A 25128-nucleotide genomic window follows, 5' to 3' on the forward strand; every position below is an offset into this window, starting at 1 on the left:
TCAGAAATACCCCTCCGCTTTCTTCTTTTCCATGCTCGCGCTCTGATCGTGGTCGATCGCGCGGCCCTGGCGTTCGCTGGTGGTGGTGAGGAGCATTTCCTGGATCACTTGGGAGAGCGTGGTGGCCTCGCTTTCGACCGCGCCGCTCAGCGGATAGCAGCCGAGCGTGCGGAAGCGGATCGAGCGTTCCACGGGGACTTCGCCGGGTTCGAGCCGGAAGCGATCATCATCGACCATCAGCAACAGGCCGTCGCGCTCGACAGTGGGGCGCGGCGCGGCGAGATAGAGCGGGACGATCTCGATGCCTTCGGCGAGGATGTACTGCCAGATGTCGAGCTCGGTCCAGTTGGACAGGGGGAAGACGCGGATGCTCTCGCCGCGGCTCTTGCGGGCATTGTAGAGCTTCCACAGCTCGGGGCGCTGGTTCTTCGGGTCCCAGCGCTGGCGGGCCGAGCGGAAGCTGAAGATGCGCTCCTTCGCGCGGCTCTTCTCCTCGTCGCGCCGCGCGCCGCCGAACGCTGCGTCGAAGCCATATTGGTCGAGCGCCTGTTTCAGCCCCTCGGTCTTCCACATGTCGGTGTGGAGGCTGCCGTGATCGAACGGGTTGATCCCGCGGGCCTCGGCCTCCGGGTTGCGATGGACCAGCAGCTCCATGCCTGCCTCGGCCGCGGCGCGGTCCCGCAGGGCGTACATGTCGCGGAACTTCCAGGTCGTGTCGACATGGAGCAGCGGGAAGGGCGGGGGCGCCGGGAAGAAGGCCTTGCGGGCGAGATGCAGCATCACCGCCGAATCCTTGCCGACCGAATAGAGCATCACCGGGCGCTCGGCCTCGGCCACGACCTCGCGCATGATGTGGATGCTCTCGGCTTCGAGGCGTTGCAGATGAGTCAGAGCGGTAAGGCTGGGGGAAGCAGGCATCGTCGTGCAGATAGTGGCGAAACCGCCGAGCGCGATCAACTTATCCTGTTGCGGGTGAAAGGTGGCTCACTCCATCGCCGTCCGCTCGACCGAATCGAGGATGCGCGCGCCGGCCATGAAGACCGCGATCGGGCAGACTGCAAACAGCAGCCAGCCACCGAAGCCGGGATATTGCTCGAGATAATGCACGCCGCGTTCCACCGCGCCGGTGCCGAGGCCGTAGATGACCGCAAAGGCCTCGAACTTGGTCTTGATGATGAACAGGCGAGAGATTTTGGTCCACATGTCCCTCCGTTAAGCAATGACCGGGCCAATGGCGGATTCCCGCGATTCCGGACTCATAAATATGGTTAAATGTAAATTAACTCGACGATTCCCGTCGCCTCCAGCAGTGCGGTGCGGGCGCGTTCGATCGTGGCGATCAGCGCCGGATCGGCGATGGCGTCATGGGGAATCTCCTCGGGCCAATGGTGCCCAACAACGCCGGCGATCAGATCGAGCCGTGCCTCATCGACCAGGAAGCGCGGATCGATCGTCGCCGGATCGGCCACCACGCGCAGGCGCAGGCAGGCCGGGCCGCCGCCATTGGCCATGGACTGGCGGACATCGACCACCTCGAGCCGGCGGATCGGGCCGTTTCCCGCGATCATCTCCTGCAGCCAGGCCCAGACCGCTTCGTTTTCGCGCGCTTCCTCGGGCAGGATCAGCGCCATCCCGCCATCGGGGAGAGTCACGAGCTGAGCGTTGAACAGATAGGAGGAGACGGCATCGGCCAGGCTGACGCGCGCCGCCGGGACCTCGACGATCTCGACTTCGGGCAGACGGGCGCGCAGATCGGCGTAGAAAGAGTCCTTGTCGGCAAAGGCCAGTTCGTGCGCGAACAGCACACGTTCATTGGCGACGGCGACCACGTCGTTGTGGAAGGCACCGGCGGCGATCACCGCTTCGGATTGCTCGACGAACAGCGCCCGCGCGAGCCCATGTCGCCGCGCGACCGCCATGCTGGCCTCGCGGTGCTGCCGCGCGGGGAAGGGGCCGCCGGAGACGCCGTAGACGAAGATCTCGACGCCCGGCTGACCATGCGCGACGCACAGCCGCATGTGATTGGCGGCGCCCTCGTCGCCGAACGGGGCGGGCACCGGGCCGTGCACGGCGAAGTGCGGATCGGCGAAGGCGAGGCGCAACTGGGCGAGGGTGCCGGGCCATTCGTGGCTGCGGTGGGACATCGTCACAAGATTGGCGACGGAGAGGTGGCAGCGGCCGTCGGACGTGTCGGGCGCGGGCGAGACGGTCGCGGCGTTGGCCGCCCACATCGCCGAGGCGGACAGCGCCTGTGCCTGAAGGTGGGGCGATGCGGCGGCGTAATCGGTCGCGAGGCTGGCCAGCCAGGCATGATCGGGCCGTGCGAGCGGGAGCAGCACGCCCTGGGTCAGGCCGAGCGCGAGGTTGGCCCGCATCTTGGCGATTCCCTCCAGCGCGGCGCGGCGCGGCGCGGCGACCTTGCCGGCGTTGCGGGTCGCGGCGAGGTTGCCGGGGCTGAGGCCGGCGTAATTATGGCTTGGGCCGATCAGGCCGTCGAAGTTGATCTCCTTCAGCATCTTAAAGCCGGCCGACATGGCTGATCTCGTCCTGCTCGGTGAGCGCCAGTGCCGCGGCGGCGGTGCGATCGACAGCGACGCCGCCGTCTTGCGGGCGGACACGGCCATAGGCGCAGCGGAAATCGGCGAGCCGGCCGGTCGCGATCAGCGCTGCCTCGCCACCGTCGTCGTCGATCGACGCGATGGTGGCGCTGGACGCCTCGCGGATGGTGCGGACATTGTCGGTCTTCGCGGTCATGGTCGGGCCGCCGTCGAAGATGTCGATATAATTCTCGAAGGCGAACCCCTCATTCTCCAGCATGCGCATCGCAGCGCGGCCCGAGGGGTGGGGCAGGCCGATCGCGGCGCGGGCGCTTTCCGAGAGCATGGCGATGTAGATCGGATGCTTGGGGAAGAGATCGGCGATGAACTGGTGGCCGCGCACCGCATTGAACTGGTCGGCATCCTGGAAATTCATGCCGAAGAAGCGGCCGGCCAGCCCGTCCCAGAAAGGCGATCCGCCGGCCTCGTCGATGATCCCGCGCAGTTCGGCGAGGATGCGGTCGGCGAAGCGGGCGCGGTGGCGGGCGATGAACAGGTAGCGGCTGCGTGCGAGCAGCAGGCCGAGGCCGCCGGCACGCTCGCCGGGGTGAAGGAACAGGCCGCCGACTTCGCTGCAGCCTTCGAGATCGGTGGTGAGCGAGAGCATGTCGGCGCGGAAGGTGCGGTTCAGCTCGGCGCTGTGCTGAGCGAGCGTGCCGATGCGGTAGCTGTAAAAGGGATAACGCTGCCCGACCTGCGTGAAGATCTGGCAGGTGCCGCGCACTTCGCCGGTCGTGACATTCTCCAGCACGAGTACGAACAGATCGTCCGCCAGGCTGTCGTCGGGGCGCGCAAACGCATCGTGGCTGCGGGCAAGCTTGATCTTCAGCGCGGCGCGATCGGCGGGCAGGTTGGTGAAGCCGCCGCCGGTCAGCTTGGCCATCTCGTACAGCGGCTGCAGATCCTCGTCGCGCGCGGCCCGGATACGAAAGCTCATAAGGTTCCTTTTGCGGCGATGCGCAGCATGGTGAGAGTCGACAGCGCGGCGCGTTCGGCGAGGCTGTCGACGAGGAGGAATTCGTCCGACGAATGGATCGCGCCGCCGCGCGGGCCCATAGTGTCGACCACGGGCACGCCGCATGCGGCGATGTTGTTGCCGTCGCACACGCCGCCGGTCGCGCGCCAGGCGATAGCGAGGCCGAGATCGGCGCCGGCCGTCCTGACCAGTTCGAACAGCTTTTCGGCGCCCGGATCGACTGGCTTGGGCGGACGGTTGAAGCTGCCATGGACCTCGACGCGCACGTCGTGCTCGGCGGCGACGGCGGCGGCAACGGCATCGATCGCGGCCTGGGCGCGGGCGATCTCGGCCTGAGTCGCGGGGCGGAAATTGACGCGCAGGATGGCGAGCTCGGGCACGACATTGTTGGGTCCGCCGCCCTCGATCCGCGCCGGGTTGACCGCGAGGCCGGGGCCGCGCAGCCGGCTCAGGCGCAGCGCGATATCGGCGGCGGCGACGATGGCATTGCGGCCTTCCTCCGGATTGCGGCCGGCATGCGCGCTGCGGCCAGTGACCACGATCGAGAAATTGCCGGTGCCGCCGCGCGCACCGGCGAGCGTGCCGTCCGGCAGGGCGGGTTCGTAGGTCAGCGCAGCGATCTTGCCCTGCGCGGCGCGGGCTAGCAGCGCGGCGGAGGAGAAGGAGCCGGTTTCCTCGTCGGAGTTGATCACCACCTCATAGCCGATCCGGCCGGCGAGCGGCGACGCTTCGACCGCGCTCAGCGCGGCCAGCATAACCGCAAGCCCGCCCTTCATGTCGGCGACGCCGGGGCCGTTGAGCGCGCCGTCCGGGCGGAAGGTCAGTGCTTGGAACGGGTGATCGACCGGATAGACGGTGTCCATATGGCCGGTGAACAGCATCTGCACCGGCGCGTCGGGGCGGACGGTGAGGTGGAAGTGCCGGCCATGCGCGAGATCGGAGACGGTGCCATCCGGGCCGACGCTGGTGACCGCGGCGGGCTCGACCAGCTCGATCCGGCCGGGCAGGGCTGCGAAGGCATCGCCGAGCTTGCCCGCCATGGCAGCGATTCCGGCGAGGTTGCGGGTGCCGCTGTTGATCGTCGCCCAGTCCTGCAGCTGGGCAAGCATCGCCGCGTCGGAGAGGGTGGCGATGGCATCCCGTTCGGCGGTGGAAAGCGCGGTCATGACGCGGTGGTAGCCGGATTCCCGGGGTGCGGGAACAGCAGGAACATTCTCGTTACGATGTCGTAATGGAGAGAAGTATTTTTTCTTTCCCTGTTACGGGCCGTTTTGTTGGATAAAATACTATTTTTTTTCAATTTCTTGATGCCCGTTTTCCCTGTTATTCGATAACAGGGGAAATGTGAGCCGTCACAGTGTCGAAATCGGCGACAACGGCCGCATGAAATGGTCATGAAGAGGCACTCGATTTGGCGCCCGGCGATGGCGGGCGTTCGTGTTTCGGAACTGTTCGCTGCCGGTCACTGACACTGGACGATCGAATGTTGAATCGCCCTGCGACGCACGATTCGAATCGTCATCCGTCGGCGAATCTTGGTTGATTGCTCGCTGCATGGGCGAGGTATCGAGCGCAATCCCAAGCGTTGATCGATGCCGGGCGATACAGACGCGAGCCTGCTTGTCAGAAGCTGTACGCCAGCGACGCGCGGCTTGTCGTGTCGGTGCCGACGCGTCCCACCGGCGGCATGCTTTCATATTGCACGATATAGGAGAAGCGCGCGGCCAGCGGGCCGATCAGCTTCGCGCTGAGCGCGGTCGTGCTGCTGACGGTGCTGTTGTAATGCTGGACATAGGCCGATGCATCCTGGCTGAGCGAGATGGTCTTGCTCAGCTTCCAGTCGAAATCGACCGAGCCACGGGCGGCGACGCTGCTTTCGGTGGTGCCGTCCGTGAAGGAAGTGTCGCGATAGGCCGGGCCGAGCTCCAGATCGAGCGAGACGCCAGATTTGCGGATCGCGCTGTAGCCGGCGCCGAGCGAGGCCGAATAGCGGCTGGTGTAGCCGAGGAAGCGATCGGCCTCATATTGCGCCGCGCCATAGACATAGCCGCGCGGCGAGAATTTGAAATTGGGCTCATAGGCAGCGAGATAATGTTCGCGGCTGACCACCCCGGCGCTTTTCTTGTAATCGGCGGCGAGCTGGACCTTGTGGCGCCAGCGCACCGTCTCGCGCGACAGGTCGATCGCGCCGCTCACCCCGGTATCATGGGTGTTGCCGGCGGTCAGGTAACCGCCAAGCTCGGCACGGCCATGCCAGAGATCGAGCGGGCCGGCCTCGCGCAGGCTGGCCTCACGCTGCGCCGTGCGGGCCTTGCTCCAGCCGTCGACCGCGGCAGCGATCGCGTCGGCCGAGTCGGGCGCGGCGGCACGGGCATATTTTGAAACGGTCGCGACTTCGGCTTCGTTGCCTGACGCCATGGCGGCATCCAGCATCGCCTTTACAGGCTGCGGTATCGGCGCCTGCTGCGCGTTTGCGAGCATCAGCGGCGCGGCGAGCAGGAGCGGGAGGCGGGTCACGCCGACAGGGATAGCGTGCCTGCGCGTGCGATCAACCGAGATGCGGGGCAAAGGCGGACAGGACGTTCTCGTAGAGCGTTTTCTTGAACGGCACGATGATCTCGGGCAGCTCGGCGGGCGCCACCCAACGCCAGGCGCGGAATTCCTGGTGCATGGTCGCGATGTCCACGTCGTTGTCTTCGCCGAAAAAGCGGTAGAGGAACCAGCGCTGGCGCTGGCCGCGCCATTTGCCCTTCCACACCTTGCCGACCAGGTCCGGCGGCAGATCGTAGAAGAGCTCGTCCGGCGCGGCGGCGATCAGCGCGACCTTGTCGGGCATGACCCCGGTTTCCTCGCCCAGCTCGCGCAGCGCTGCTGCCTCGGCATCCTCGCCGTCGTCGATCCCGCCCTGCGGCATCTGCCAGGCTTCGACCGTGGAATCGATGCGCTGGCCGACGAACACGAGGCCGGCGTGGTTGAGCAGCATGACGCCAGCGCAGGGGCGGTAGGGGAGGGTGGCCGGATCGATCATCAGCCGGCTGCCTGGGCCATGACGCGGTCGCCTTCCGCCTCGACGATCACCGTCTTCAGGGCTGCCAGCGCGCCCGCCACGTCGCCGGCCGAGGAGGGAATTGCCTTTCGCAGGGTGACGAAGCCGTGGATATTGCCCTTCGCTTCGCGAAAAATCACGGGCACCCCGGCCACCGCGAGCGCACCGGCATAGGCGCGACCCTGATCACCGATCGGATCGAGACTGGCGGTAATCACCACCGCCGGCGGCATACCGGCCAGATCGCCGATCAGCGGCGAGGTGCGGATATGGGTAGCCTCGGCATCATAGGAGGCCTGGAACCAGTCCATGCTGTCGCGGGTCAGCAGAAAACCTTCCGCGTAAACGGTGTAAGAAGGATATTCCTTCGAGGCATCGGTGGCCGGATAGATGGGGAATTGCGCGATCACCGGCACGGCGGCGGGCGCGTCGCGCAGCACCATCGCGGTGACGATCGCCAGATTGCCGCCGGCGCTGTCGCCGCAGACGACGAGGCTGGTGACCTTGCGGCCAAGGTCGGCCGGGTTCGCCGCCACCCACCGGGCTGCCGCCTCGCAATCGTCCGGCGCGGCGGGCCAGGGATTTTCGGGTGCAAGGCGGTAATCGACCGAGATGACCGGGATATCGAGGGTCCGGGCGATCTCGGCGCAGAAGCTGGCATGAGTCTCGATATTGCCGATCACGAAGCCGCCGCCATGATAATAGAGCATGGCCGGGCCGGGCTCGCGGTGCGCCTTCGCATCGAACAACCGCGCCGGGATGGCGCCGGCCGGGCCGGGAATGGCGAGATCGAGGATCGTCGCGAGCTCGCCGACCGGCGGATCGGCCACGTCCTTCATCGCGGCATAGACGCCGCGCGCGGCGGGCGCGTCCATTTCGTGCATCTTCGGGCCGGGCATGGAGTTGAGGAAATCGAGAAAGGCGCGGACGTCGGGGCGGACAAAGGGTTCAGTCACAAAGCTCTCCCATCGGCGCCGCATGGCGACAGCGCGATCGGCCACTTACGTAGGGAGGATGATCCCGGTCGTCCATCACCCCGCTTATGTCGTGCCGGCGCCCTCAAGCAGCGGATATCGCTGGAACAAGAACGGCATGATCCGCGACCTGTTGCGCGAGCGGGGCGAGACCTTTGCCTGGTTCGAGCCGGCGGCGATGCCGCGCTGCTGGATCGAGGAAGCGCATGACCCGGATTATGTCGCCGAAGTGATCGCCGCGCAGGTGCCGCGTGATAAGGAGCGGCGGATCGGCTTTCCGGTCACCCCGCTGGTGGCGGCGCGCGCGCAGATCGTGCCGGGCGGCACCTGGCTCGCCGCCACGCTGGCGCTGGAACATGGCTTTGCCGCGAACAGCGCGGGGGGCAGCCATCATGCGCTGGCCGCGACCGGGGCGGGCTATTGCATCTTCAACGATCTCGCCATTGCCGCGATCCGGCTGGTCGAGGAGGGGCGGGTTGAGCGCGTGCTGATCGTCGATTGCGACGTGCATCAGGGCGACGGCACCGCCGCGCTCACTGCCGGGCGGCCGGGAATCGCGACCTATTCGATCCATGCCGAGAAGAATTTCCCGGCGCGCAAGGCGCGATCGACGGTAGACGTGGCGCTGGCCGACGGGGTGGGGGACACGGCCTATCTCGAACGGCTCGAGGCGACGCTAACGCCGCTGCTCGACTCGTACCGCCCCGATCTCATCCTCTATCAGGCAGGCGTGGACCCCTTTGCCGAGGATCGGCTTGGTCGTCTGGCGCTGAGCGAGGCTGGGCTGGAGCGGCGGGAGGCGCTGGTCGCGCGCCTCGCGATCGAGCGCGGGATTGCGCTCGCGAGCACGGTCGGCGGAGGCTATGGTGCCGATGTGCTGGCGGTCGCGCGGCGCCATGTCGCGTCGATCGTCGCGCTGGGCCGCGCCTTTGCTCGCGCCCGAGCCGGACGCGATTGAAAAGAAGGATTTGCACTGGCCCCCGATCGAACTAGCTTGGCCAGTCAACGCTCCGGGCATAGAGGGCGTGTACAAAATCCACAGGAAGTGCATCAATGGCATCCGCCGTTCACGAATTGACGCCAGCCGAGGCGTCCGCCCACCCACCCGCAGAATCGATCGTTGTGCGCTTCGCCGGAGACTCCGGCGACGGCATGCAGCTGACCGGCGGGCAGTTCACGCTTTCCACCGCCCTGGCCGGCAACGACCTGGCGACCTTCCCCGATTTCCCGGCCGAGATCCGCGCGCCGCAGGGCACCTTGTTCGGCGTCTCCGCCTTCCAGATCAATTTCGGATCGACCGCGATCGAGACCGCGGGCGACGCGCCGGACGTGCTGGTGGCGATGAACCCGGCCGCGCTCAAGACCAATGTCGACGCGCTCAAGCCCGGCGGGCTGATCATCGCCGACGAAGGCGAGTTCGGCGACCGCAACCTGGCCAAGGCGAAATATGCGGTCAGCCCGCTGCACGATGGCAGCCTGGCCAAATGGCAGCTGCTGGCGTTCAACATCTCGCAGCTGACGCTCGACGCGGTCAAGCCGTTCGGGCTGGGCAACAAGGAAGCGCTCCGCTGCAAGAACATGTGGACGCTGGGGCTCGCGCTGTGGATGTTCGACCGCGAGCGTCAGCCGATCGTCGACTGGCTGAAGGCGAAATTCGCCAAGATGCCGGTGTTGGCCGAGGCCAATATCGCCGCGCTCAACGCCGGCCACGCCTATGGCGAGACGGCCGAGCTGGCCGGGCCGATGAAGCAGCATCATGTCGCGGCGGCGCCGGCCGAGCCGGGCCTGTACCGCACCGTGACGGGCGCCGAGTCGATCTCACTCGGCCTGGTCGCCGGCGTCCAGCTGGCCGGCGTGAAGATGTTCTTCGGTGGTTATCCGATCACGCCGGCCTCGGCGATCCTGCATCATCTGTCGCGGCTGAAGGAATTCGGCATCACGACCTTCCAGGCGGAGGACGAGATCGCCGCGATCGCCAGCGCGATCGGCGCGTCCTATGCCGGGCAACTGGGTGTTACCTCGTCCTCGGGCCCGGGCATCGCGCTCAAGGGCGAGGCGATGGGGCTTGCGATCATGACCGAGCTGCCGCTCGTCATCGTCAATTCGCAGCGCGGCGGCCCTTCGACCGGGTTGCCGACCAAGACCGAGCAGTCCGATCTCTATCAGGCAGTCTATGGCCGTAACGGCGATTCGCCGATGCCGGTGATCGCCGCGCGCAGCCCGGCCGACGCGTTCGACTGCGCGATCGAAGCGGTTCGCATCGCGGTTCAGTATATGACGCCGGTGATGCTGCTGACCGACGGCTATATCGCCAACGCAGCCGAGCCCTGGCTGGTGCCGGACATGGACAGCTATACGCCGTTCCCGGTCGAATATCTCGAGGAAGCACCGGAGGGTGGTTTCCTGCCCTATGCCCGCGACGAGAAGCTGGCCCGGCCCTGGGTAAAGCCCGGCACCCCCGGCCTGCTCCACCGCATCGGCGGGATCGAGAAGCAACTCGGCACCGGCAATATCGATTATGGCGCCGCCAACCATCAGGCGATGACCGATATCCGGCGGGACAAGGTGCTCGGCATCGACGTGCCCGACCAGACGGTCGAGCTGGGCGAGACGAGCGGCAAGCTGGTAATCGTCGGTTGGGGATCGACCTATGGCCCGATCCACCAGGCCGTGCGCCGCGCACGCCGCCGTGGCCTCGACGTAAGCCATGTCCATATCCGGCACATCTGGCCGCTTCCCGGAAATCTCGGTGCGTTGCTGAAGAGTTACGAGAAGATCCTCGTACCGGAAATGAACACCGGTCAGCTGAAGACGTTGCTCCGCGACCAGTATCTGGTCGATGCCAGGCCACTCAACAAGATTTCCGGGCAGCCCTTCATGATCGCCGAAATCGAAGCAGCGATCGACGAGGCGCTCGGTGGTGGGAAAATGCACAGCGAAGTACCCGCTGACACGCACCAATTGCCAACCTCGCTCGGCGACGAGGATCTCGATACGGCCGCGATCCACATTGGTGCCAACCGCAATCCGGAACCACGCTCATGAACGACATGACCCCGATCGCCAAGACCCTGCCCAAGGATTGGGAGACCGACCAGGAAGTGCGCTGGTGCCCGGGATGCGGCGATTACGCGATCCTCAAGGCCGTGCAGCGCACCATGCCGGAGATCGGCGCGCGGCCCGAAAATACGGTGTTCGTCAGCGGCATCGGCTGCTCGTCGCGCTTCCCATACTATATGGAGACCTATGGCTTCCACACCATCCATGGCCGTGCGCCGGCGGTGGCGACGGGGGTGAAGCTCGCCAATCCCGAGCTCGACGTTTGGATCATCACCGGCGACGGCGATGCGCTGTCGATCGGCGGCAACCACACCATGCATTTGATCCGCCGCAACCTCGATTGCCAGGTGCTGCTGTTCAACAACGAGATCTACGGCCTGACCAAGGGGCAATATTCGCCGACCAGCCATGTCGGCACGCGCAGCCCCTCGACACCGTTCGGTTCGCTCGACCGGCCGCTGACGCCGTGCGCCTTCGTGCTCGGCTCGGGCGCGCGCTTCGTGGCGCGCGCGATCGATGTGAACAAGAACCTGCCGGCGGTGCTGAAGGCGGCCTATGCCCATAAGGGCACCGGGTTCGTCGAGATCTTCCAGAACTGCATCGTCTATAATGACGACGTGTTCGCGCCCTTCACCGAGAAGGCCAATGCCGCGGCCAATCAGCTGTGGGTCGAGCATGGCAAGCCGTTGCTGTTCGAGGGCGGGACCAAGGGGCTGGCGCTCGATACCGAGAGGCTGGTGCTGAAGGTGGTCGATGTGGTGGATGGCGACTGGGCGGCAGCGCATGTCATCGTGCACGACCAGACCAACCGCGCGGTGGCGCACATGCTGGTCGAGATGCCGTTCGGGCCGTTCCCGATGGCGCTGGGCGTGCTGTACGACGATCCCGCCCCGACTTTCGAGAGCGCGGTCGTCGCCCAGAACGCTCAGGCGAGCGCGGGCAAGAAGCCCGATCTGCAGAAGCTCCTGTCGCAGGGCCAGACCTGGCAGGTCGAGAAGCAGCCGCACGTCATTTGACGCGCGCACGATCCTTCCCCTCCCGCAAACGGGAGGGGAGAATGCTCCCGAGGAGAGAATGACGTCCCTTCTCTGGCTGCGCCGCGATCTGCGCCTGAGCGATCACGCAGCGCTGACCGCGGCTGTGGCGGAAGGGCCGGTGATACCGGTCTATATCCTGGACGACGCGACCCCGCAGCATCGCGCGATGGGCGGCGCGTCGCGCTGGTGGCTGCACCACAGCCTCGCCGCGCTCGATGCCCGGTTGCGCGGCATGGGTTCGCGGCTGATCCTGAAGCGGGGCCGGGCTGAGACGGTACTCGCCGCGCTTGCGCAGGAAACCGGGACGACGCGCGTGCATTGTCTGCGCCATTATGAGCCGTGGTGGCGCAATGCCGAGCGCGCGGTTGCGCAGACGCTCGATCTCGTCCGGCATGACGGCAATTACCTGGCTGCGCCGGGATCGATCACCACCGGGGCGGGCCAGCCTTACCGGATCTACACGCCGTTCTGGCGCGCCTTGCAGGAACGGATGCCGCCGCCCGCGCCGAGCCCGGCCCCTGAGTCCATTACAGCGCCCGGGGTCTGGCCGGAGAGCGACGCGCTGGACACGTGGGCGCTACTGCCGACCAAACCGGACTGGGCAGGGGGCTTTCGCGACGAATGGACGCCGGGCGAAGCCGGAGCGCTGGAGCGGTTAGATACGTTCTTGCCCGAAGTCGCGGCATATGACCTCGCCCGCAATTTGCCATCGATCGAGGGCAGCTCGCGCCTCTCGCCCCATCTGCATTTCGGCGAAATCTCGCCGGCGACGGTGTGGCACCGCGTCGCCGCCGCGAAAGGCGATCCGACGACCTTCCTGAAGGAACTCGCCTGGCGCGATTATGCGCAGAATGTGATCCTGCAATTTCCGGACTATGGCGCGAAGAACGGCCGTGCCGCGCTCGACGATCTGGCCTGGCGACGTAGCGAGACCGATCTCGCCGCCTGGCGGCAGGGCCGTACCGGCTATCCGATCGTCGATGCGGGGATGCGCCAGCTCTGGGCGACCGGCTGGATGCACAATCGGGTGCGAATGATCGCCGCGAGCTTCCTGATCAAGCATCTGCTGATTGACTGGCGGGAGGGCGAGCGCTGGTTCTGGGACACGCTGGTCGATGCCGATTACGGCAACAACAGCGTGAACTGGCAGTGGACCGCCGGCACGGGCGTGGATTCGAACATGTTCGTGCGGATCATGGCGCCACTCACCCAGTCGGCGAAATTCGATTCGGCGGGCTATATCCGGCAATGGGTGCCCGAACTCGCCGACCTTCCCGATGCGGCGATCCACGATCCCGATGCCGCGGGCGCTCGTCCCGCCGCCTATCCGGCTAAGATCATCGGCCATCGCGAGGCGCGCGAGCGGGCGCTGGCGGCGGTGAAAGCGACGCGATGACGGCGCGACAGGAATCGCTTTTCCCGCCCTTCCTGTAGGTGCATGAGAGCCGCCTATGAATGCATCAGCGCCGAACAGGGGACGTCGCTTGGGGACGCGCGCGGGGCAGGCCACTGGCCGGGTCGACCGGCTGCTGGCGCCCTTTGCGACGCAGTTCCACCGCCTGCTCGACCGGATCGATCTGGGCCTGGAGGCCGGATCGATCGAAGCATCGCTGCCCGACGGGACGAACCGGGTGCTCGGTGGGCGCGGCACCGGGCCGGTGGCGATCGTCGATATCGTCAGCTGGCGGGCGCTGATCCGCCTCGCCATGGGTGGCTCGGCCGGCTGGTATGTGGCGTGGTCGCGCGGGGAATGGCGCAGCCCCGATCCGGTGCCGCTGTTCGATCTGTTCATGCGCAATCGCCGCCCGCTTGGCGAAGTGGCGCGCGCACGCGGCCCGGTGCGCCTGTTCGGGCGGGCGTGGCACGCGCTGCGCCGCAACCATCGCAGTGGGGCGCGGCGCAACATCGAATTCCATTACGACCTGGGCAATGATTTCTACAGCCAGTGGCTCGACCCCGGCATGACCTATTCGAGCGCGCTGTTCGACGAGCCGATTTCCCCGGCGCAGTCGCTGGAAAGTGCACAGGCGACCAAGCTCGCCGCGATCCTCGCGCGTACCGCGACCGGGCCGGGCGACACGATCCTCGAGATCGGCTGCGGCTGGGGCTCCTTTGCCGAGACCGCAGCGCGGGCGGGTGTGAAGGTTCATGGCATCACGCTCTCGGCCGAACAGCAGCGCGCCGTGGCAGCGCGGATGGCGGGCGCCGGGCTTGACGGCGTCACCGTCTCCCTGACCGACTATCGCGACGTGGCCGGCCGCTATGATGCCGTGGCCAGTATCGAGATGGTCGAGGCGGTCGGCGCGGAGTATTGGCCAGCCTATCTTCGCACGATCGCGCGGGTCCTCAAGCCCGGCGGGCGCGCGGCGATCCAGTATATCGCGATCGACGACGCGATCTTCGATGCCTATGCGAGCAATGTCGATTTCATTCAGCGCTTCGTCTTCCCCGGCGGCATGCTGCTGTCGGAAGCGCGGTTCCGCGCGATTGCCGAGGCGGAGGGGCTGGGGTGGCAGGATCAGCGCAATTTCGGGCTGCATTATGCCGAGACGCTGAAGCGCTGGCGGGCCGCGTTCGACCTGGCGGTGATGGAGGGGCGGCTGCCCACCGAATTCGATCGCCATTTCGTCGATCTGTGGCGATATTACCTGATGTATTGCGAGGGCGGGTTCAGCGGCGGCGGAATCCATGTCGCCCAGGTCACGCTGGTCCGGGGGGAATGAGATGAACAGGCAGTTGATCGGCGCGCTCGCGCTCGCGCTGGCCGGGCTGATCCCGGCGCAGGGCTTCGGACAGGCACAGCCGGCGGCGACCGAGGCGACTCAGCGCCAGGTCGGCGCCGAGATATTATTCTGGTCGCAGGCGCAGCGCGACGCGAACTTCCCGGCGATGGAGAAGCTGTTTCCGGGGAATATGATCAAGGCCGATCCCGCCCGGCTGCGCGCGCTGCCGGCAGGTGCGCCGCTGGCGATCCCGGCGGGCGAGGTCGATGCGTTCCTCGCCGCGATGAACGTCGCCGGGCTGATCGTGTTGCAGGACGGCAAGGTCCGGCTAGAACGCTATGCGCGCGGGCTGACGGCGGAGGGGCGCTGGACCAGCTTCTCGGTCGCCAAATCCTTCACCTCGACCCTGGTCGGGGCGGCGTTGAAGGACGGCTCGATCAAGTCACTGAACGATCCGGTGACGCGCTACATCCCCGATCTCGGCGGCAGCGGCTATGACGGGGTAACGGTCGCGCAGCTGTTGACGATGACGTCGGGCGTCAAATGGAACGAGGATTACACCGATCCCAAGTCCGACGTGGCGCGGATGTTCCTCGAACCGGTGCCGGCCGGAGTCGATCCGACGGTGTATTTCATGCGCAAGCTGCCGCGCGAGACCGCGCCGGGCACGACCTGGGCTTACAAGACGGGCGAGACCAACCTGATCGGCGTGCTGGTGCGCCGTGCGACGGGCAAGACGCTGGCGGCCTATGCCGAGGAGAATATCTGGAAGCCCGCCGGCATGGAGCGCGACGGCTTCTGGATGAAGGACCAGACCGGCGCCGAGGTCAGCGGCTGCTGCCTGTCGGTATCGCTGCGCGACTATGCGCGGTTCGGCCAGTTCGCGCTCGAGGGCGGGCACGGCGTGGTTGCTAATGGCTGGTTCGCCGATGCGACCCGGGCACATGCCCAGGTGGCGCCGGGCGGCTTCGGTTACGGCTATCAATGGTGGACCTATCCGGCCGGCGTGTTCGGCGCACAGGGGATTTTCGGCCAGAGCATCCTGATCGATCCGGCCCGCAAGATCGTGATCGCGATGGTCAGCGCTGCGCCCAAGGCAAGCGATCGGGCGCTGACGCTGCAGCGGCTGGCCTTTGCGCAGAAGCTGATCGCGGCGGCCCAGTAGGCGTAAATCCCCTCCCGCACGCGAGAGGGGAATAGGTCAGTCGACTCGTTCGAAATGGCCGGTGGCGAAATCCTCGCCGAGCAGGGCAACCAGCCGGTCCGCCACGACTTCGGGCGCCTTCACGGACGCGGGATCCTCGCCGGGATAGGCGCGTTCGCGCATCTTCGTCCGCGTGGCGCCGGGATCGACGATCGCGACGCGGATGCTGCTGATCTGCTCCATCTCGTCGCCATAAGCGCCGAGCAACGTCTCGAACGCGGCCTTGGACGCGCCGTACAGGCCCCAATAGGCGCGCGGCGCGCGGCCGACGCTCGAGGTGATGCCGATTACGCGCGCTCGCTTGGATCGGCGCAGCATCGGATCGAATGCGGTGATCAGCGCGGCCTGGGCGCTGACGTTGAGCGTCAGCACGGCGGCGAGTTCCTTGGCATCGATCGCGGGCACGGCGGCAAGACTGCCCAGGGTCGCTGCATTGAGCACCAAGATGTCGAGTTGCGGCCAGCGCTCGCCAATCGCGGCACCGAGCCGGGCGATGCTGTCGGTCTCGGTCAGGTCGAGCGGTGCGATGGTCGCGCTGCCACCGGCGTCGAAGATCGCGGTCTCGACCTCCTCCAGATCCTTGGCGGTGCGCGCGGTCAGCACGACATGCGCGCCGGCTGCGGCGAGCGCCCTGGCGGTGGCGGCACCGATGCCGCGGCTGGCCCCGGTAACGAGGGCGATCTGGTTGGCGAGGGGGAGGTCAGTCACAATAAATTCCGTTCGCCCTGAGCTTGTCGAAGGGCCGCTCTTCTATCGCGCGCCGCGGGAAAGGAAAGAACGGTGCTTCGACAAGCTCAGCACGAGCGGAAATTTATATGACTCGCTCGGCGAGTAGGGCGAACTGATCGACCGAAGCGACTTCGTCCTGATCGGTCAGCTGAGTCGGATAGTCGCCGGTGAAGCAGGCATCGCAATGGCTCGGTCGGATATCTGCTCGGCACGGCTCGCCGAGCGCCTTGTACAGGCCGTCGATCGAGACGAACGCCAGGCTGTCGGCCTGAATATAGGTGTTCATCTCGGCGATGTTCATGTTGGCCGCGAGCAGCTTGGCGCGCTCAGGCGTATCGACGCCGTAGAAGCAGCTATGTCGGGTCGGCGGGCTGGCAATGCGCATATGCACCTCGGCGGCACCGGCCTCGCGCATCATCTGCACGATTTTCAGGCTGGTGGTGCCGCGCACGATCGAATCGTCGATCAGCACGATTCGCTGGCCCTTGATCAGGGCGCGATTGGCATTGTGCTTCAGCTTCACGCCGAGATGGCGGACCTTGTCGCCCGGCTGGATGAAGGTGCGGCCGACATAATGCGAGCGGATGATGCCGAGCTCGAACGGAATGCCCGATTGCTGGGCATAGCCGATCGCCGCCGGGGTGCCCGAATCGGGCACGGGGATGATCAGGTCGGCTTCGACAGGGCTTTCGATCGCAAGCTGAGCGCCGATTGCCTTGCGCACGGTATAGACGCTGCGATCGTCCGAGATCGAATCGGGCCGCGAAAAATAGACATATTCGAAGATGCACGGCCGCGGCGAAACCGGCGCGAACGGACGGTGCGAGCTGATCTCCGTGCCGCGTACGATCACCAGCTCGCCTGGCTCGATCGAGCGCTCGTAGGTCGCGCCAACTACGTCGAGCGCCACCGTTTCGGACGCGAAGATCACCGCACCGTCGAGCCGGCCCATCACCAGCGGGCGGATGCCGAGCGGATCGCGGCAGGCGATCATGCCCTCCGGCGTCATCACGATCAGCGAATAGGCGCCCTCGACTCGCTTTAGCGCGTCGATGAACTTGTCGACGAAGGTGCGGTAGCTCGAGGTGGCGACGAGATGGATGATCGTCTCGGTATCGGAGGTTGACTGGAAGATCGAACCGCGCTGGACGAGATCGCGCCGCAGCCGCATCGCGTTGGAGATGTTGCCGTTATGCGCGATCGCGAAGCCGCCCGAGGCGAGATCGGCATAAAGCGGCTGCACGTTGCGCAGCGCCGTCTCGCCGGTCGTCGAATAGCGGACATGGCCGCAGGCGACATTGCCGCGCAGCGCCTGGATGATCTCGTCGCGATCGAAATTGCCGGCGACATGGCCCATCGCGCGGTGCGTGTGGAACTCGCTGCCGTCGAAGCTGGTGATGCCGGCGGCCTCCTGGCCGCGATGTTGCAGCGCGTGCAGGCCGAGCGCGACCAAAGCGGCCGCGCCTTCGCTACCGGATACGCCGAAAATGCCGCACTCTTCGCGCAGCTTGTCCCCGTCAATAGGGGCGTCGAATGGGTTCGTTGTAAGCATGGCGCCCTTCGGGGGGGAGTAGCGTCGCCCGCCATATAGGGTCGGCTTTCTGCTTTGTCGCGCTTTTGTCACATCGATTGATGACGGCCCGTCGCATTGTCGGTTTTGCGTGCTTCCCGCCGCGCGGGGTGACGGGCCGGTGGCGTCGCGCTAAGCCTGCGATATGCCCGATTCCCGCGATACCGGCCTGGTGCTGGACCCGAATTATGATGCCGCCGGCCTGATCACTGCCGTCGCCACCGACCGCACGACCGGAGAGGTGCTGATGCTCGCGCACATGAACGCCGAGGCGTTGGCCGCGACCGTCGCGACGCGCGAGGCGCATTTCTGGTCGCGGAGTCGGGCGCGGCTCTGGAAAAAGGGCGAATCGTCCGGACATGTGCTGCGAGTCGCCGATATCCGGATCGATTGCGATCAGGATGCGGTGTGGTTGATCGTGGACGCCTCCGGCCCGGCCTGCCACACCGGCGAGCGCAGCTGCTTCTATCGTCGGATCGACGGCGATTCGCTCACGACGGTCGAATGAAGCGCGGCGCGCTGCTGGCGACGCTGTTGCTGACGGGCTGTTCCGGCAGCGCGCCGCAGCCCGGCGGCAACACGACCGCCGCGACGAGCCTGGAAGCGGCCGCGATCGAAGCCGGCGTGATTCCGGACCCGAATAACAGCGACATCACCGGCTTGTATGCGCGCGACACCGACCGGGTCTGCGTCGTGCCCGCCGCTACTGGATATCGCATCGGCGTGTTCGTCGATTATGGCGACAAGGTGCGGTGCAGCGGATCGGGCACGGTCACCCGCGCCGGGGAGAAGCTGCGGCTCGATTTCGGTGGGACAGGGTGCAGCTTCGACGCGCGCTTCGAAGGTGATCGAATCGTTTTTCCGGGCCGTTTGCCGGATGCCTGCCGCAAGCTGTGCACCGAGCGCGCCTCGCTCGCGGCGCTCGATGTGAGCCGGTTGAGCGATTCGATCGCCGAAGCCTCGACCCTGCGCGACCGGCGCGGCAAGCTGCTCTGCGACAGCGGCGGATGAGCTTGACGTTCACGTAAACGGCACCTAGCTTGCCCGCATGTCCACAGTCGCCGCCTACGCCGCGATCGAGCGCCACCCCGATCGCGATCATTTCTCGATCTCCGACCTGTCCGCCGAGTTTGGCGTGACGGCGCGGGCGCTGCGGTTCTACGAGGATGAGGGCCTGATCGCCCCCGAACGGCGCGGCACCGCGCGAATCTATTCGCAGCGCGACCGGGCCCGGCTCGCCTGGATCCTGCGGGGCAAGCGAGTCGGCTTCAGCCTCGGCGAGATCCGCGAGATGATCGACCTCTACGACATCGGCGACGGACGCCAGGTCCAACGCACGGTGACGATAGACCGTTGCCGGCAGCGCGTCTCCCTGCTCGCATCGCAGAAGCAGGACATCGATGCAGCGATCGACGAACTCAACGATTTCATCACATTACTCGAAACGCACGGTGCGCAAGGCCGCCTGAAGGACTGATATCATGCCGCAATACACTCCCCCCGTCCGCGACACCCGTTTCATCCTGGAGCATGTCGTCGGCCTCGATCGCCATGCGAACCTGCCGGGCTTCGCCAACGCTACCCCGGATGTGGTCGATGCCGTGCTCGACGAGGGCGGCAAGTTCGTCGCCGAGGTGCTGTTCCCGCTGAACCATTCGGGCGATCAGGAAGGCTGCACGCGCCATGAGGACGGTTCCGTCACGACGCCCAAGGGCTTCAAGGAAGCCTATGCCCGCTTCGTCGAATCGGGCTGGGGCACGCTGTCGGCGCCGGCCGCCTTTGGCGGGCAGGAGATGCCGCATGTCGTCTCGACCGCGTTCCAGGAATATATGATTTCCTCCAACATGGCTTTCGCCATGTATCCGGGGCTGACGCACGGCGCGATCGCGGCGCTGCTGGTAAAAGGCACCGAGGAGCAGAAGACGAAATACGTGCCCAACATGGTCTCGGGCAAATGGGGCGGGACGATGAACCTGACCGAGCCGCAATGCGGCACCGATCTCGGCCTGATCCGCACCCGCGCCGAGCCACAGGCTGACGGCTCCTATGCGATCACCGGGACCAAGATCTTCATCTCGTCCGGTGAGCACGACCTGACCGAGAACATCATCCATCTCGTCCTAGCGAAGACGCCGGGCGCGCCCGAAAGCTCGAAGGGCATCTCGCTGTTCGTCGTGCCCAAGTTCATGGTCAATGATGACGGCTCGCTCGGTGCGCGCAACGCGGTGTCGTGCGGATCGATCGAGCACAAGATGGGCATCCATGCCAATTCGACTTGCGTGATGAACTATGACGGGGCGACCGGCTGGCTGGTCGGCGAGGAGATGAAGGGCCTCGCCGCGATGTTCATCATGATGAACGTGGCGCGGCTCGGCGTCGGCCTGCAGGGGCTTGGCGTCGCCGAGACCGCATACCAGAACGCCGTCCAGTACGCGCATGACCGTCGCCAGGGTCGCGCGCTGACCGGTCCCAAGGAGCCGCAGGAAAAGGCCGATCCGCTGTTCGTGCATCCCGATGTGCGCCGGATGCTGATGGATGCCAAGGCGCTGACCGAAGGGTTGCGTGCGCTGTGCCTGTGGGGCGCGCTGCAGGTCGATCTCGAGCACGGTGCGGCGAGCGAGGAGGAGCGTCAGCTCTCCGCCGATCTGGTCGGCCTGCTCACGCCCGTGATCAAGGGCTATGGCACCGACAAGGGTTATGAGATCGCGACCAACGCCCAGCAGGTCTATGGCGGGCATGGCTACATCGCTGAATGGGGCATGGAGCAATATGTCCGCGATGCCCGGATCGCGATGATCTATGAAGGCACCAATGGCATCCAGGCGATGGACCTGGTCGGCCGCAAGCTCGCCATGAACGGCGGGCGCGCCGTGCAGGCACTGTTCAAGGTCGTCGGGGACGATGTCGCCACGGGCAAGGCCGATCCCGCCACCGCCGATTTCGCCGCACGCCTCGAAAAGGCCAATGGCGAGCTGCAGCAGGCGACGCTCTGGTTCCTCCAGAACGGCATGAAGAACCCGGACAATGTCGGCGCCGGTGCGCAGCCTTATCTCCACCTGATGGGCATCGTCGCGGTCGGCCTGATGTGGCTGCGCATGGCCTCGGCCGCGGCGAAGTTGAAGGCGGCGGGGGAGGGCGATGCCGCCTTCCTCGACGCCAAGCTGATGACCGCGCGGTATTTCGCGGAGCGGATCATGCCCGAGGCAGGTGCGCTTCGCCGCAAGATCGAGAGCGGATCCGAATCGATGATGGCGATCCCGCCGGAGATGTTCGCCGCGGCGTGATCCAATGGGGTGTCAGATCAGGCTGATCTGACCGTCCGGTTGTCCCGAGTGGAGCGAGATCGCCTTATCGTGTTGCTGGTGGCTGCGGAGCGGGCACCGGCAGGGCGGCGGCGGGCTTTGCGGCAGGCAGGGTTTCTTTCCGGCGCACGCCCGAGAGCTCAGGCACAGGCCTGATCGTCGTCGTAACCGCTGGTGGTGCCACTCTGGTCGTGCCCGGCAAGGTTTCGAGCGAGAAATTGTCCTGCCGTGCGACCGGGACGAGCACCTGCAGCTTCATGCACTGGCTCACATCGGTGCGCTTGAACTCGCCGCAGTTCCACAGCGCCTTGTCGTAATTGCGGGCCTTGTCGCGCAGATAGCTGAACGACATTCCCGCGATCTGGGTCGGCTGCAGCGGCAGCGCTCCGGGCGTCTTCGCCTTGCTGGTCCAGCCCATGATCTTGCAATAGGGCCGATCGCCGCAGGTGCGCGCTGCGAGCAGGGCAAAGGCATCGGGCGGCATGTGCGGATCGAGCGTCAACAGGAAACTGTTGGCGTCGGTGGCCAGCGCGGGCGGCAATGTTGCGCCAAGCGCTGCGGCCTCGGCAACCGCGGCCGAGGCATCGACCAATGCCGCGCCGGTCTTGTGCGCATCGGAATAGAGTGCGAGTTGGGGCACGACGGGTTCGTCGGACGAGACATGCCGGTTGAAGGCGGGCGGCGTGCCCCACCAGCCGGTCCAGCGGAAGAACAGATGGGTGCGCACCGCAGCGATCTTGTCCAGGCTCGACTGCCAATAGGGCACGACCCAGTCCGTGTGATAATGGGTCGCGTAGCCGACCGGCTTATAGACCGCGCCGTTGAGCGCCAGCGTGGCGGTCTCCCGAGCCCGGACCCACGCCGCATCCGACCAGCGATGCCGGATCAGCGCGCCATCGCAGGTGAAGGTGAACTGGCACCCGGTCGACCGCTCCGAACCCTGGAACACGACGCCGCAGATCGTCTTCGGGAAAGCCGGATGCCGCGCCCGATTGATGATCACCTGCGCCACGGAGCGCTGGCCCAGCGTATCGTCGCCGGCCTCGTACAGCACGCCAGCGGCCAGGCAGTCGATCGCACGGGCGCGAGCCTCGTCGCTGCCGGCGAAGCGGAATGGGCGTGCCGCCGGGTTGGGGCCGGTCGAAAAGGGCACCGTTGCATTGAAGGCGCGAGCATCGTCCGGATCGAGTTGCTGGAACGCGACCGGCTCGACCGGTGGCAGCTCGGCCTTGGGTACGACTCGCTGGGGCAGGCGTCTGACCGGGTGATGCGACGCGATCCGCGGGGCGTTGAGCACGACCAGCAGCGGCGCCACGATCGCGGTTAGCGCGACCAGGAGCAGCAGGAGGTTCAGGCCGCGACTTGGCTTTCCCGGCAGGGCAGACGGATGGGGCATGGGCAAGGAGGTTCAGCGATGGAGGGAGCGGCGCGGATAGGAGAGCGAGAGCGGCTCCTGGCGGACGGACGACCGGCCTTTACTGCAGAACGCTCGCGATGCGAAATGGTTCGCGCCAAGCCGGAAGCGCCGTGGGCCAGCAGGGGATGCCTGCCGGCCCGGTCATGGTGCGCTTGAGCGGCGTCAGCTTTCGGGAAGGAAATCCGGAACCGAGAGGTAGCGCTCGCCGGTGTCGTAATTGAAACCCAGCACCCGCACGCCATCAGGCAGGTCGGGCAGCTTCTGCAGGATCGCAGCGAGCGTGGCGCCGGAACTGATGCCGACCAGCATGCCTTCCTCCCGCGCCGCGCGCCGCGCCATGTCCTTGGCGACGGCGGCATCGACCTTGATCGCGCCATCGATCGACTGGGTGTGCAGGTTAGTCGGCACGAAGCCGGCGCCGATGCCCTGGATCGGGTGCGGGCCGGGCTGGCCGCCGGAAATGACGGGTGACGCCTCGGGCTCGACGGCATAGACCTTCAGATGCGGCCATTCCTTCTTCAACGTCTCGGCGACGCCGGTGATATGGCCGCCGGTGCCGACGCCGGTGATGATCACGTCGATCGGCGAATCGCGGAAATCGTTCAGGATCTCCTGTGCGGTGGTGCGCACGTGGACGTCGATATTGGCGGGATTCTCGAATTGCTGCGGCATCCAGCTGTTCGGCGTCTGGCCGACCAGTTCGATCGCCCGCTCGATTGCGCCCTTCATGCCCTTCTCGCGCGGGGTGAGATCGAAGGTCGCGCCATAGGCGAGCATCAGACGGCGGCGTTCGAGCGACATGCTTTCGGGCATGACGAGAACGAGCTTGTAGCCCTTCACCGCGGCGACCATCGCGAGGCCGACGCCAGTATTGCCGCTGGTAGGCTCGATGATCGTGCCGCCGGGCTTGAGATCGCCGGACTGCTCGGCCGCCTCGATCATGCTGAGCGCGATCCGGTCCTTGATCGAGCCGCCCGGATTTGACCGTTCGGACTTGATCCATACCTCAGTGCCGGGGAAGAGTTTCTGCACCCGAATATGCGGGGTGTTGCCGATCGTCTCGAGGATCGTGTTGGCTTTCATCGTGCTGCCTCCATCTCAATATCTGCGGCGTCTTGCTGCGTCGTGGGGGGATCGAAGGTACGGGCGTTGCGGATGCTCGGGAATAGATAGGTCCACAGGATCGTAACGACAATCGCGCCACCGCCGCCGACCAGCACTGCGCCGACCGGTCCGAGGGCGGAGGCAAGGAAGCCCGACTCGGCTTCGCCCAGTTCGTTAGAGGCTGAAATGGTCAATTGCGAGACGGCGCCGACGCGCCCGCGCTTGTCGTCCGGCGTGTGGAGCTGCATCAGCGACTGGCGAATATAGACCGAGAACATGTCGGCCGCTCCGGCGATCGACAGGGCGATCAGGCTGAGCGGCATCGAGGTGGACAGGCCGAAGGTCACGGTGGCCGTGCCGTAGATCAGCACGGAGCCGAGCATCTTCGGGCCGACATTGGTCTTGAGCGGCCGGAACGAGAAGAACAGCGCGACGAGAGCGGCCCCCACCGCCGGGGCGGCTGCCAGCGCGCTGAGGCCCTGCGGCCCGACTTTCAGGATGTCGTGCGCGTAGATCGGGAGCAGCGCGCTCGTACCGGCCAGGAATACCGCGAACAGATCAAGTGTGATCGTCCCGAGGATCATCTTGTTTTGCCAGACATAGGCCAGCCCGTCGGCGATCTGCCGCAGCGGATGCGCGCTGCCGACCGCGATGGTGCGGGGAACAGGCGTGATCAGCATCAGGCAGAGCAGCGCCCCGCCGAACAGCGCCGTCGCCAGGAAATAGGCGGCCGATGGCGCGAAGGAATAGGCAAAGCCGCCGATCGCCGGGCCGATGATCGTGCCGCCCTGCCAGGAGATCGAGCTGAGCGCGATTGCGGTGGGCAGCACCTCGCGCGGGACGAGATTCGGCGCCAGCGCTGAAAAAGCAGGGCCCGCAAAGGCCCGACCGAGGCCCAGCAGGACCGCGACCGAAAAGAGCACCGGCAGCGACATCCAGCCTTCGTACGTCGCCATGGCGAGGATGAGGGTGCAGAGAATCTGCAGCGCCACCGTGATGCGCGCGATCCAGCGGCGATCGAAGCGATCGGCCACCCAGCCGGTTACCGGAGTCGTCAGGAACAGCGGGATGAACTGCAGCAACCCGATCAACCCGAGCTGCGCGGCTGCTGCGGCCGGCGACATGGTTTCGCGTGCGATGGTGTAGGTTTGCCAGCCGATCACGATGATCATGCCATTCTGCGCCAGCGTCATGCACAGGCGTGCGGCCCAATAGGCCCGGAAATTGGCGATGCGGAATGGGTGGGGAGGCGAATCCATCTGTGCGGGCTTTAGGCGTCCGATCGTCCCCGGGGCAATCGGCGATTCCTTTGCCGCTCGAAAACTCTGTTTCCTCCGGACGATTGATGTCCATGAGGAAACGAGCCTATAGGCGCGCTTCCTCCCCTAC

23 protein-coding genes are annotated in these 25128 nt (G+C 66.2%); 10 read left to right on the plus strand and 13 right to left on the minus strand.

The genetic code is table 11. From position 1 onward, the window contains the following. From cysD to U1769_RS16215, 8 genes are all read right to left on the minus strand, one after another. A complete protein-coding gene (cysD, locus tag U1769_RS16180; protein WP_332718019.1) occupies positions 1 to 918 on the minus strand; it encodes a sulfate adenylyltransferase subunit CysD in 918 nt (305 codons plus the stop codon). A gap of 66 nt (positions 919 to 984) precedes the next feature. Then, the gene (locus tag U1769_RS16185; protein WP_332718021.1) at positions 985 to 1203 is read right to left on the minus strand and encodes a hypothetical protein; all 219 of its coding nucleotides are present in this window, start codon (positions 1201 to 1203) and stop codon (positions 985 to 987) included. A gap of 65 nt (positions 1204 to 1268) precedes the next feature. Beyond that, positions 1269 to 2516, minus strand: a complete 1248-nt coding sequence (locus U1769_RS16190; protein WP_332718735.1) for an N-succinylarginine dihydrolase — start codon at positions 2514 to 2516, stop codon at positions 1269 to 1271. Between the two features lies 1 nt (position 2517). After that, entirely contained in the window at positions 2518 to 3534 is a 1017-nt protein-coding gene (locus U1769_RS16195; RefSeq protein WP_332718023.1) for an arginine N-succinyltransferase, read from the minus strand. After that, positions 3531 to 4739 carry a hydrolase gene (locus U1769_RS16200; protein WP_332718025.1) on the minus strand — a complete coding sequence of 403 codons (1209 nt, stop codon included), beginning with the start codon at positions 4737 to 4739 and terminating at the stop codon, positions 3531 to 3533. Before U1769_RS16200 ends, U1769_RS16195 begins: the two co-directional genes overlap by 4 nt. A 457-nt stretch (positions 4740 to 5196) precedes the next feature. Then, positions 5197 to 6090 carry a DUF481 domain-containing protein gene (locus tag U1769_RS16205; protein WP_332718027.1) on the minus strand — a complete coding sequence of 298 codons (894 nt, stop codon included), beginning with the start codon at positions 6088 to 6090 and terminating at the stop codon, positions 5197 to 5199. A 31-nt stretch (positions 6091 to 6121) separates the two neighbouring features. Next, positions 6122 to 6601 (minus strand): RNA pyrophosphohydrolase, encoded by a 480-nt coding sequence (locus U1769_RS16210; RefSeq protein WP_332718029.1) that lies wholly within the window; start codon positions 6599 to 6601, stop codon positions 6122 to 6124. After that, positions 6601 to 7599: an alpha/beta hydrolase gene (locus U1769_RS16215; RefSeq protein ID WP_443030377.1), complete on the minus strand. Its 999-nt coding sequence runs from the start codon at positions 7597 to 7599 to the stop codon at positions 6601 to 6603. Before U1769_RS16215 ends, U1769_RS16210 begins: the two co-directional genes overlap by 1 nt. Before the next feature lie 34 nt (positions 7600 to 7633). On the opposite strand from U1769_RS16215, the gene U1769_RS16220 reads away from it, so the two are divergent. The 6 genes from U1769_RS16220 to U1769_RS16245 all read left to right on the plus strand — a co-directional run bounded on the left by U1769_RS16220 (position 7634) and on the right by U1769_RS16245 (position 15578). Beyond that, positions 7634 to 8551 (plus strand): histone deacetylase family protein, encoded by a 918-nt coding sequence (locus U1769_RS16220; RefSeq protein ID WP_332718738.1) that lies wholly within the window; start codon positions 7634 to 7636, stop codon positions 8549 to 8551. A gap of 95 nt (positions 8552 to 8646) precedes the next feature. Beyond that, positions 8647 to 10638, plus strand: coding sequence for a 2-oxoacid:acceptor oxidoreductase subunit alpha (locus tag U1769_RS16225; protein WP_332718033.1), 1992 nt, complete (start codon positions 8647 to 8649; stop codon positions 10636 to 10638). Further along, a complete protein-coding gene (locus tag U1769_RS16230; protein WP_332718035.1) occupies positions 10635 to 11669 on the plus strand; it encodes a 2-oxoacid:ferredoxin oxidoreductase subunit beta in 1035 nt (344 codons plus the stop codon). The genes U1769_RS16225 and U1769_RS16230 overlap by 4 nt, the downstream gene beginning before the upstream one ends. Before the next feature lie 58 nt (positions 11670 to 11727). Continuing rightward, entirely contained in the window at positions 11728 to 13086 is a 1359-nt protein-coding gene (locus tag U1769_RS16235; protein WP_332718037.1) for a cryptochrome/photolyase family protein, read from the plus strand. A gap of 55 nt (positions 13087 to 13141) precedes the next feature. Next, the gene (locus tag U1769_RS16240; protein WP_332718039.1) at positions 13142 to 14413 is read left to right on the plus strand and encodes a class I SAM-dependent methyltransferase; all 1272 of its coding nucleotides are present in this window, start codon (positions 13142 to 13144) and stop codon (positions 14411 to 14413) included. Position 14414: 1 nt separating this feature from the next. Continuing rightward, positions 14415 to 15578 (plus strand): serine hydrolase domain-containing protein, encoded by a 1164-nt coding sequence (locus tag U1769_RS16245; protein WP_332718041.1) that lies wholly within the window; start codon positions 14415 to 14417, stop codon positions 15576 to 15578. Between the two features lie 36 nt (positions 15579 to 15614). On the opposite strand, the gene U1769_RS16250 is transcribed toward U1769_RS16245, so the two are convergent. Both U1769_RS16250 and purF read right to left on the minus strand, forming a co-directional pair. Continuing rightward, a complete protein-coding gene (locus U1769_RS16250) occupies positions 15615 to 16325 on the minus strand; it encodes an SDR family NAD(P)-dependent oxidoreductase (protein ID WP_332718043.1) in 711 nt (236 codons plus the stop codon). A gap of 103 nt (positions 16326 to 16428) precedes the next feature. Beyond that, positions 16429 to 17898, minus strand: a complete 1470-nt coding sequence (gene purF / locus U1769_RS16255) for an amidophosphoribosyltransferase (RefSeq protein ID WP_332718045.1) — start codon at positions 17896 to 17898, stop codon at positions 16429 to 16431. A 163-nt stretch (positions 17899 to 18061) separates the two neighbouring features. On the opposite strand from purF, the gene hisI reads away from it, so the two are divergent. Genes hisI through U1769_RS16275 form a run of 4 tightly spaced genes read left to right on the plus strand, consistent with a single transcriptional unit; the run spans position 18062 to position 21200 of the window. Further along, a complete protein-coding gene (gene hisI / locus U1769_RS16260; RefSeq protein ID WP_332718047.1) occupies positions 18062 to 18424 on the plus strand; it encodes a phosphoribosyl-AMP cyclohydrolase in 363 nt (120 codons plus the stop codon). After that, entirely contained in the window at positions 18421 to 18927 is a 507-nt protein-coding gene (locus tag U1769_RS16265) for a hypothetical protein (RefSeq protein WP_332718049.1), read from the plus strand. The genes hisI and U1769_RS16265 overlap by 4 nt, the downstream gene beginning before the upstream one ends. A 37-nt stretch (positions 18928 to 18964) precedes the next feature. After that, the gene (locus U1769_RS16270; RefSeq protein ID WP_332718051.1) at positions 18965 to 19393 is read left to right on the plus strand and encodes a MerR family transcriptional regulator; all 429 of its coding nucleotides are present in this window, start codon (positions 18965 to 18967) and stop codon (positions 19391 to 19393) included. Positions 19394 to 19397: 4 nt separating this feature from the next. After that, positions 19398 to 21200, plus strand: a complete 1803-nt coding sequence (locus U1769_RS16275) for an acyl-CoA dehydrogenase C-terminal domain-containing protein (protein WP_332718053.1) — start codon at positions 19398 to 19400, stop codon at positions 21198 to 21200. 64 nt (positions 21201 to 21264) lie between these two features. Here U1769_RS16275 and U1769_RS16280 read toward each other — a convergent pair whose 3' ends face one another. The 3 genes from U1769_RS16280 to U1769_RS16290 form a co-directional block, all read right to left on the minus strand. Further along, entirely contained in the window at positions 21265 to 22614 is a 1350-nt protein-coding gene (locus U1769_RS16280; RefSeq protein WP_332718055.1) for a cell wall hydrolase, read from the minus strand. Between the two features lie 183 nt (positions 22615 to 22797). Beyond that, a complete protein-coding gene (gene cysK, locus U1769_RS16285) occupies positions 22798 to 23718 on the minus strand; it encodes a cysteine synthase A (protein ID WP_332718057.1) in 921 nt (306 codons plus the stop codon). Next, positions 23715 to 24998, minus strand: a complete 1284-nt coding sequence (locus tag U1769_RS16290; RefSeq protein ID WP_332718059.1) for an MFS transporter — start codon at positions 24996 to 24998, stop codon at positions 23715 to 23717. Before U1769_RS16290 ends, cysK begins: the two co-directional genes overlap by 4 nt. Positions 24999 to 25128: the final 130 nt, after the last annotated feature.

Source organism: Parasphingomonas zepuensis, from assembly GCF_036663735.1.
Lineage (GTDB): Bacteria > Pseudomonadota > Alphaproteobacteria > Sphingomonadales > Sphingomonadaceae > Sphingomonas.

Bases quoted from the DNA above. Each gene is read 5' to 3' on its own strand.
- cysD (WP_332718019.1), bottom strand. From the start codon at position 918: ATGCCTGCTTCCCCCAGCCTTACCGCTCTGACTCATCTGCAACGCCTC.
- U1769_RS16185 (WP_332718021.1), bottom strand. From the start codon at position 1,203: ATGTGGACCAAAATCTCTCGCCTGTTCATCATCAAGACCAAGTTCGAG.
- U1769_RS16190 (WP_332718735.1), bottom strand. From the start codon at position 2,516: ATGCTGAAGGAGATCAACTTCGACGGCCTGATCGGCCCAAGCCATAAT.
- U1769_RS16195 (WP_332718023.1), bottom strand. From the start codon at position 3,534: ATGAGCTTTCGTATCCGGGCCGCGCGCGACGAGGATCTGCAGCCGCTG.
- U1769_RS16200 (WP_332718025.1), bottom strand. From the start codon at position 4,739: ATGACCGCGCTTTCCACCGCCGAACGGGATGCCATCGCCACCCTCTCC.
- U1769_RS16210 (WP_332718029.1), bottom strand. From the start codon at position 6,601: ATGATCGATCCGGCCACCCTCCCCTACCGCCCCTGCGCTGGCGTCATG.
- U1769_RS16215 (WP_443030377.1), bottom strand. From the start codon at position 7,599: ATGCGGCGCCGATGGGAGAGCTTTGTGACTGAACCCTTTGTCCGCCCC.
- U1769_RS16220 (WP_332718738.1), top strand. From the start codon at position 7,634: ATGATCCCGGTCGTCCATCACCCCGCTTATGTCGTGCCGGCGCCCTCA.
- U1769_RS16225 (WP_332718033.1), top strand. From the start codon at position 8,647: ATGGCATCCGCCGTTCACGAATTGACGCCAGCCGAGGCGTCCGCCCAC.
- U1769_RS16230 (WP_332718035.1), top strand. From the start codon at position 10,635: ATGAACGACATGACCCCGATCGCCAAGACCCTGCCCAAGGATTGGGAG.
- U1769_RS16235 (WP_332718037.1), top strand. From the start codon at position 11,728: ATGACGTCCCTTCTCTGGCTGCGCCGCGATCTGCGCCTGAGCGATCAC.
- U1769_RS16240 (WP_332718039.1), top strand. From the start codon at position 13,142: ATGAATGCATCAGCGCCGAACAGGGGACGTCGCTTGGGGACGCGCGCG.
- U1769_RS16245 (WP_332718041.1), top strand. From the start codon at position 14,415: ATGAACAGGCAGTTGATCGGCGCGCTCGCGCTCGCGCTGGCCGGGCTG.
- purF (WP_332718045.1), bottom strand. From the start codon at position 17,898: ATGCTTACAACGAACCCATTCGACGCCCCTATTGACGGGGACAAGCTG.
- hisI (WP_332718047.1), top strand. From the start codon at position 18,062: ATGCCCGATTCCCGCGATACCGGCCTGGTGCTGGACCCGAATTATGAT.
- U1769_RS16265 (WP_332718049.1), top strand. From the start codon at position 18,421: ATGAAGCGCGGCGCGCTGCTGGCGACGCTGTTGCTGACGGGCTGTTCC.
- U1769_RS16270 (WP_332718051.1), top strand. From the start codon at position 18,965: ATGTCCACAGTCGCCGCCTACGCCGCGATCGAGCGCCACCCCGATCGC.
- U1769_RS16275 (WP_332718053.1), top strand. From the start codon at position 19,398: ATGCCGCAATACACTCCCCCCGTCCGCGACACCCGTTTCATCCTGGAG.
- U1769_RS16280 (WP_332718055.1), bottom strand. From the start codon at position 22,614: ATGCCCCATCCGTCTGCCCTGCCGGGAAAGCCAAGTCGCGGCCTGAAC.
- cysK (WP_332718057.1), bottom strand. From the start codon at position 23,718: ATGAAAGCCAACACGATCCTCGAGACGATCGGCAACACCCCGCATATT.
- U1769_RS16290 (WP_332718059.1), bottom strand. From the start codon at position 24,998: ATGGATTCGCCTCCCCACCCATTCCGCATCGCCAATTTCCGGGCCTAT.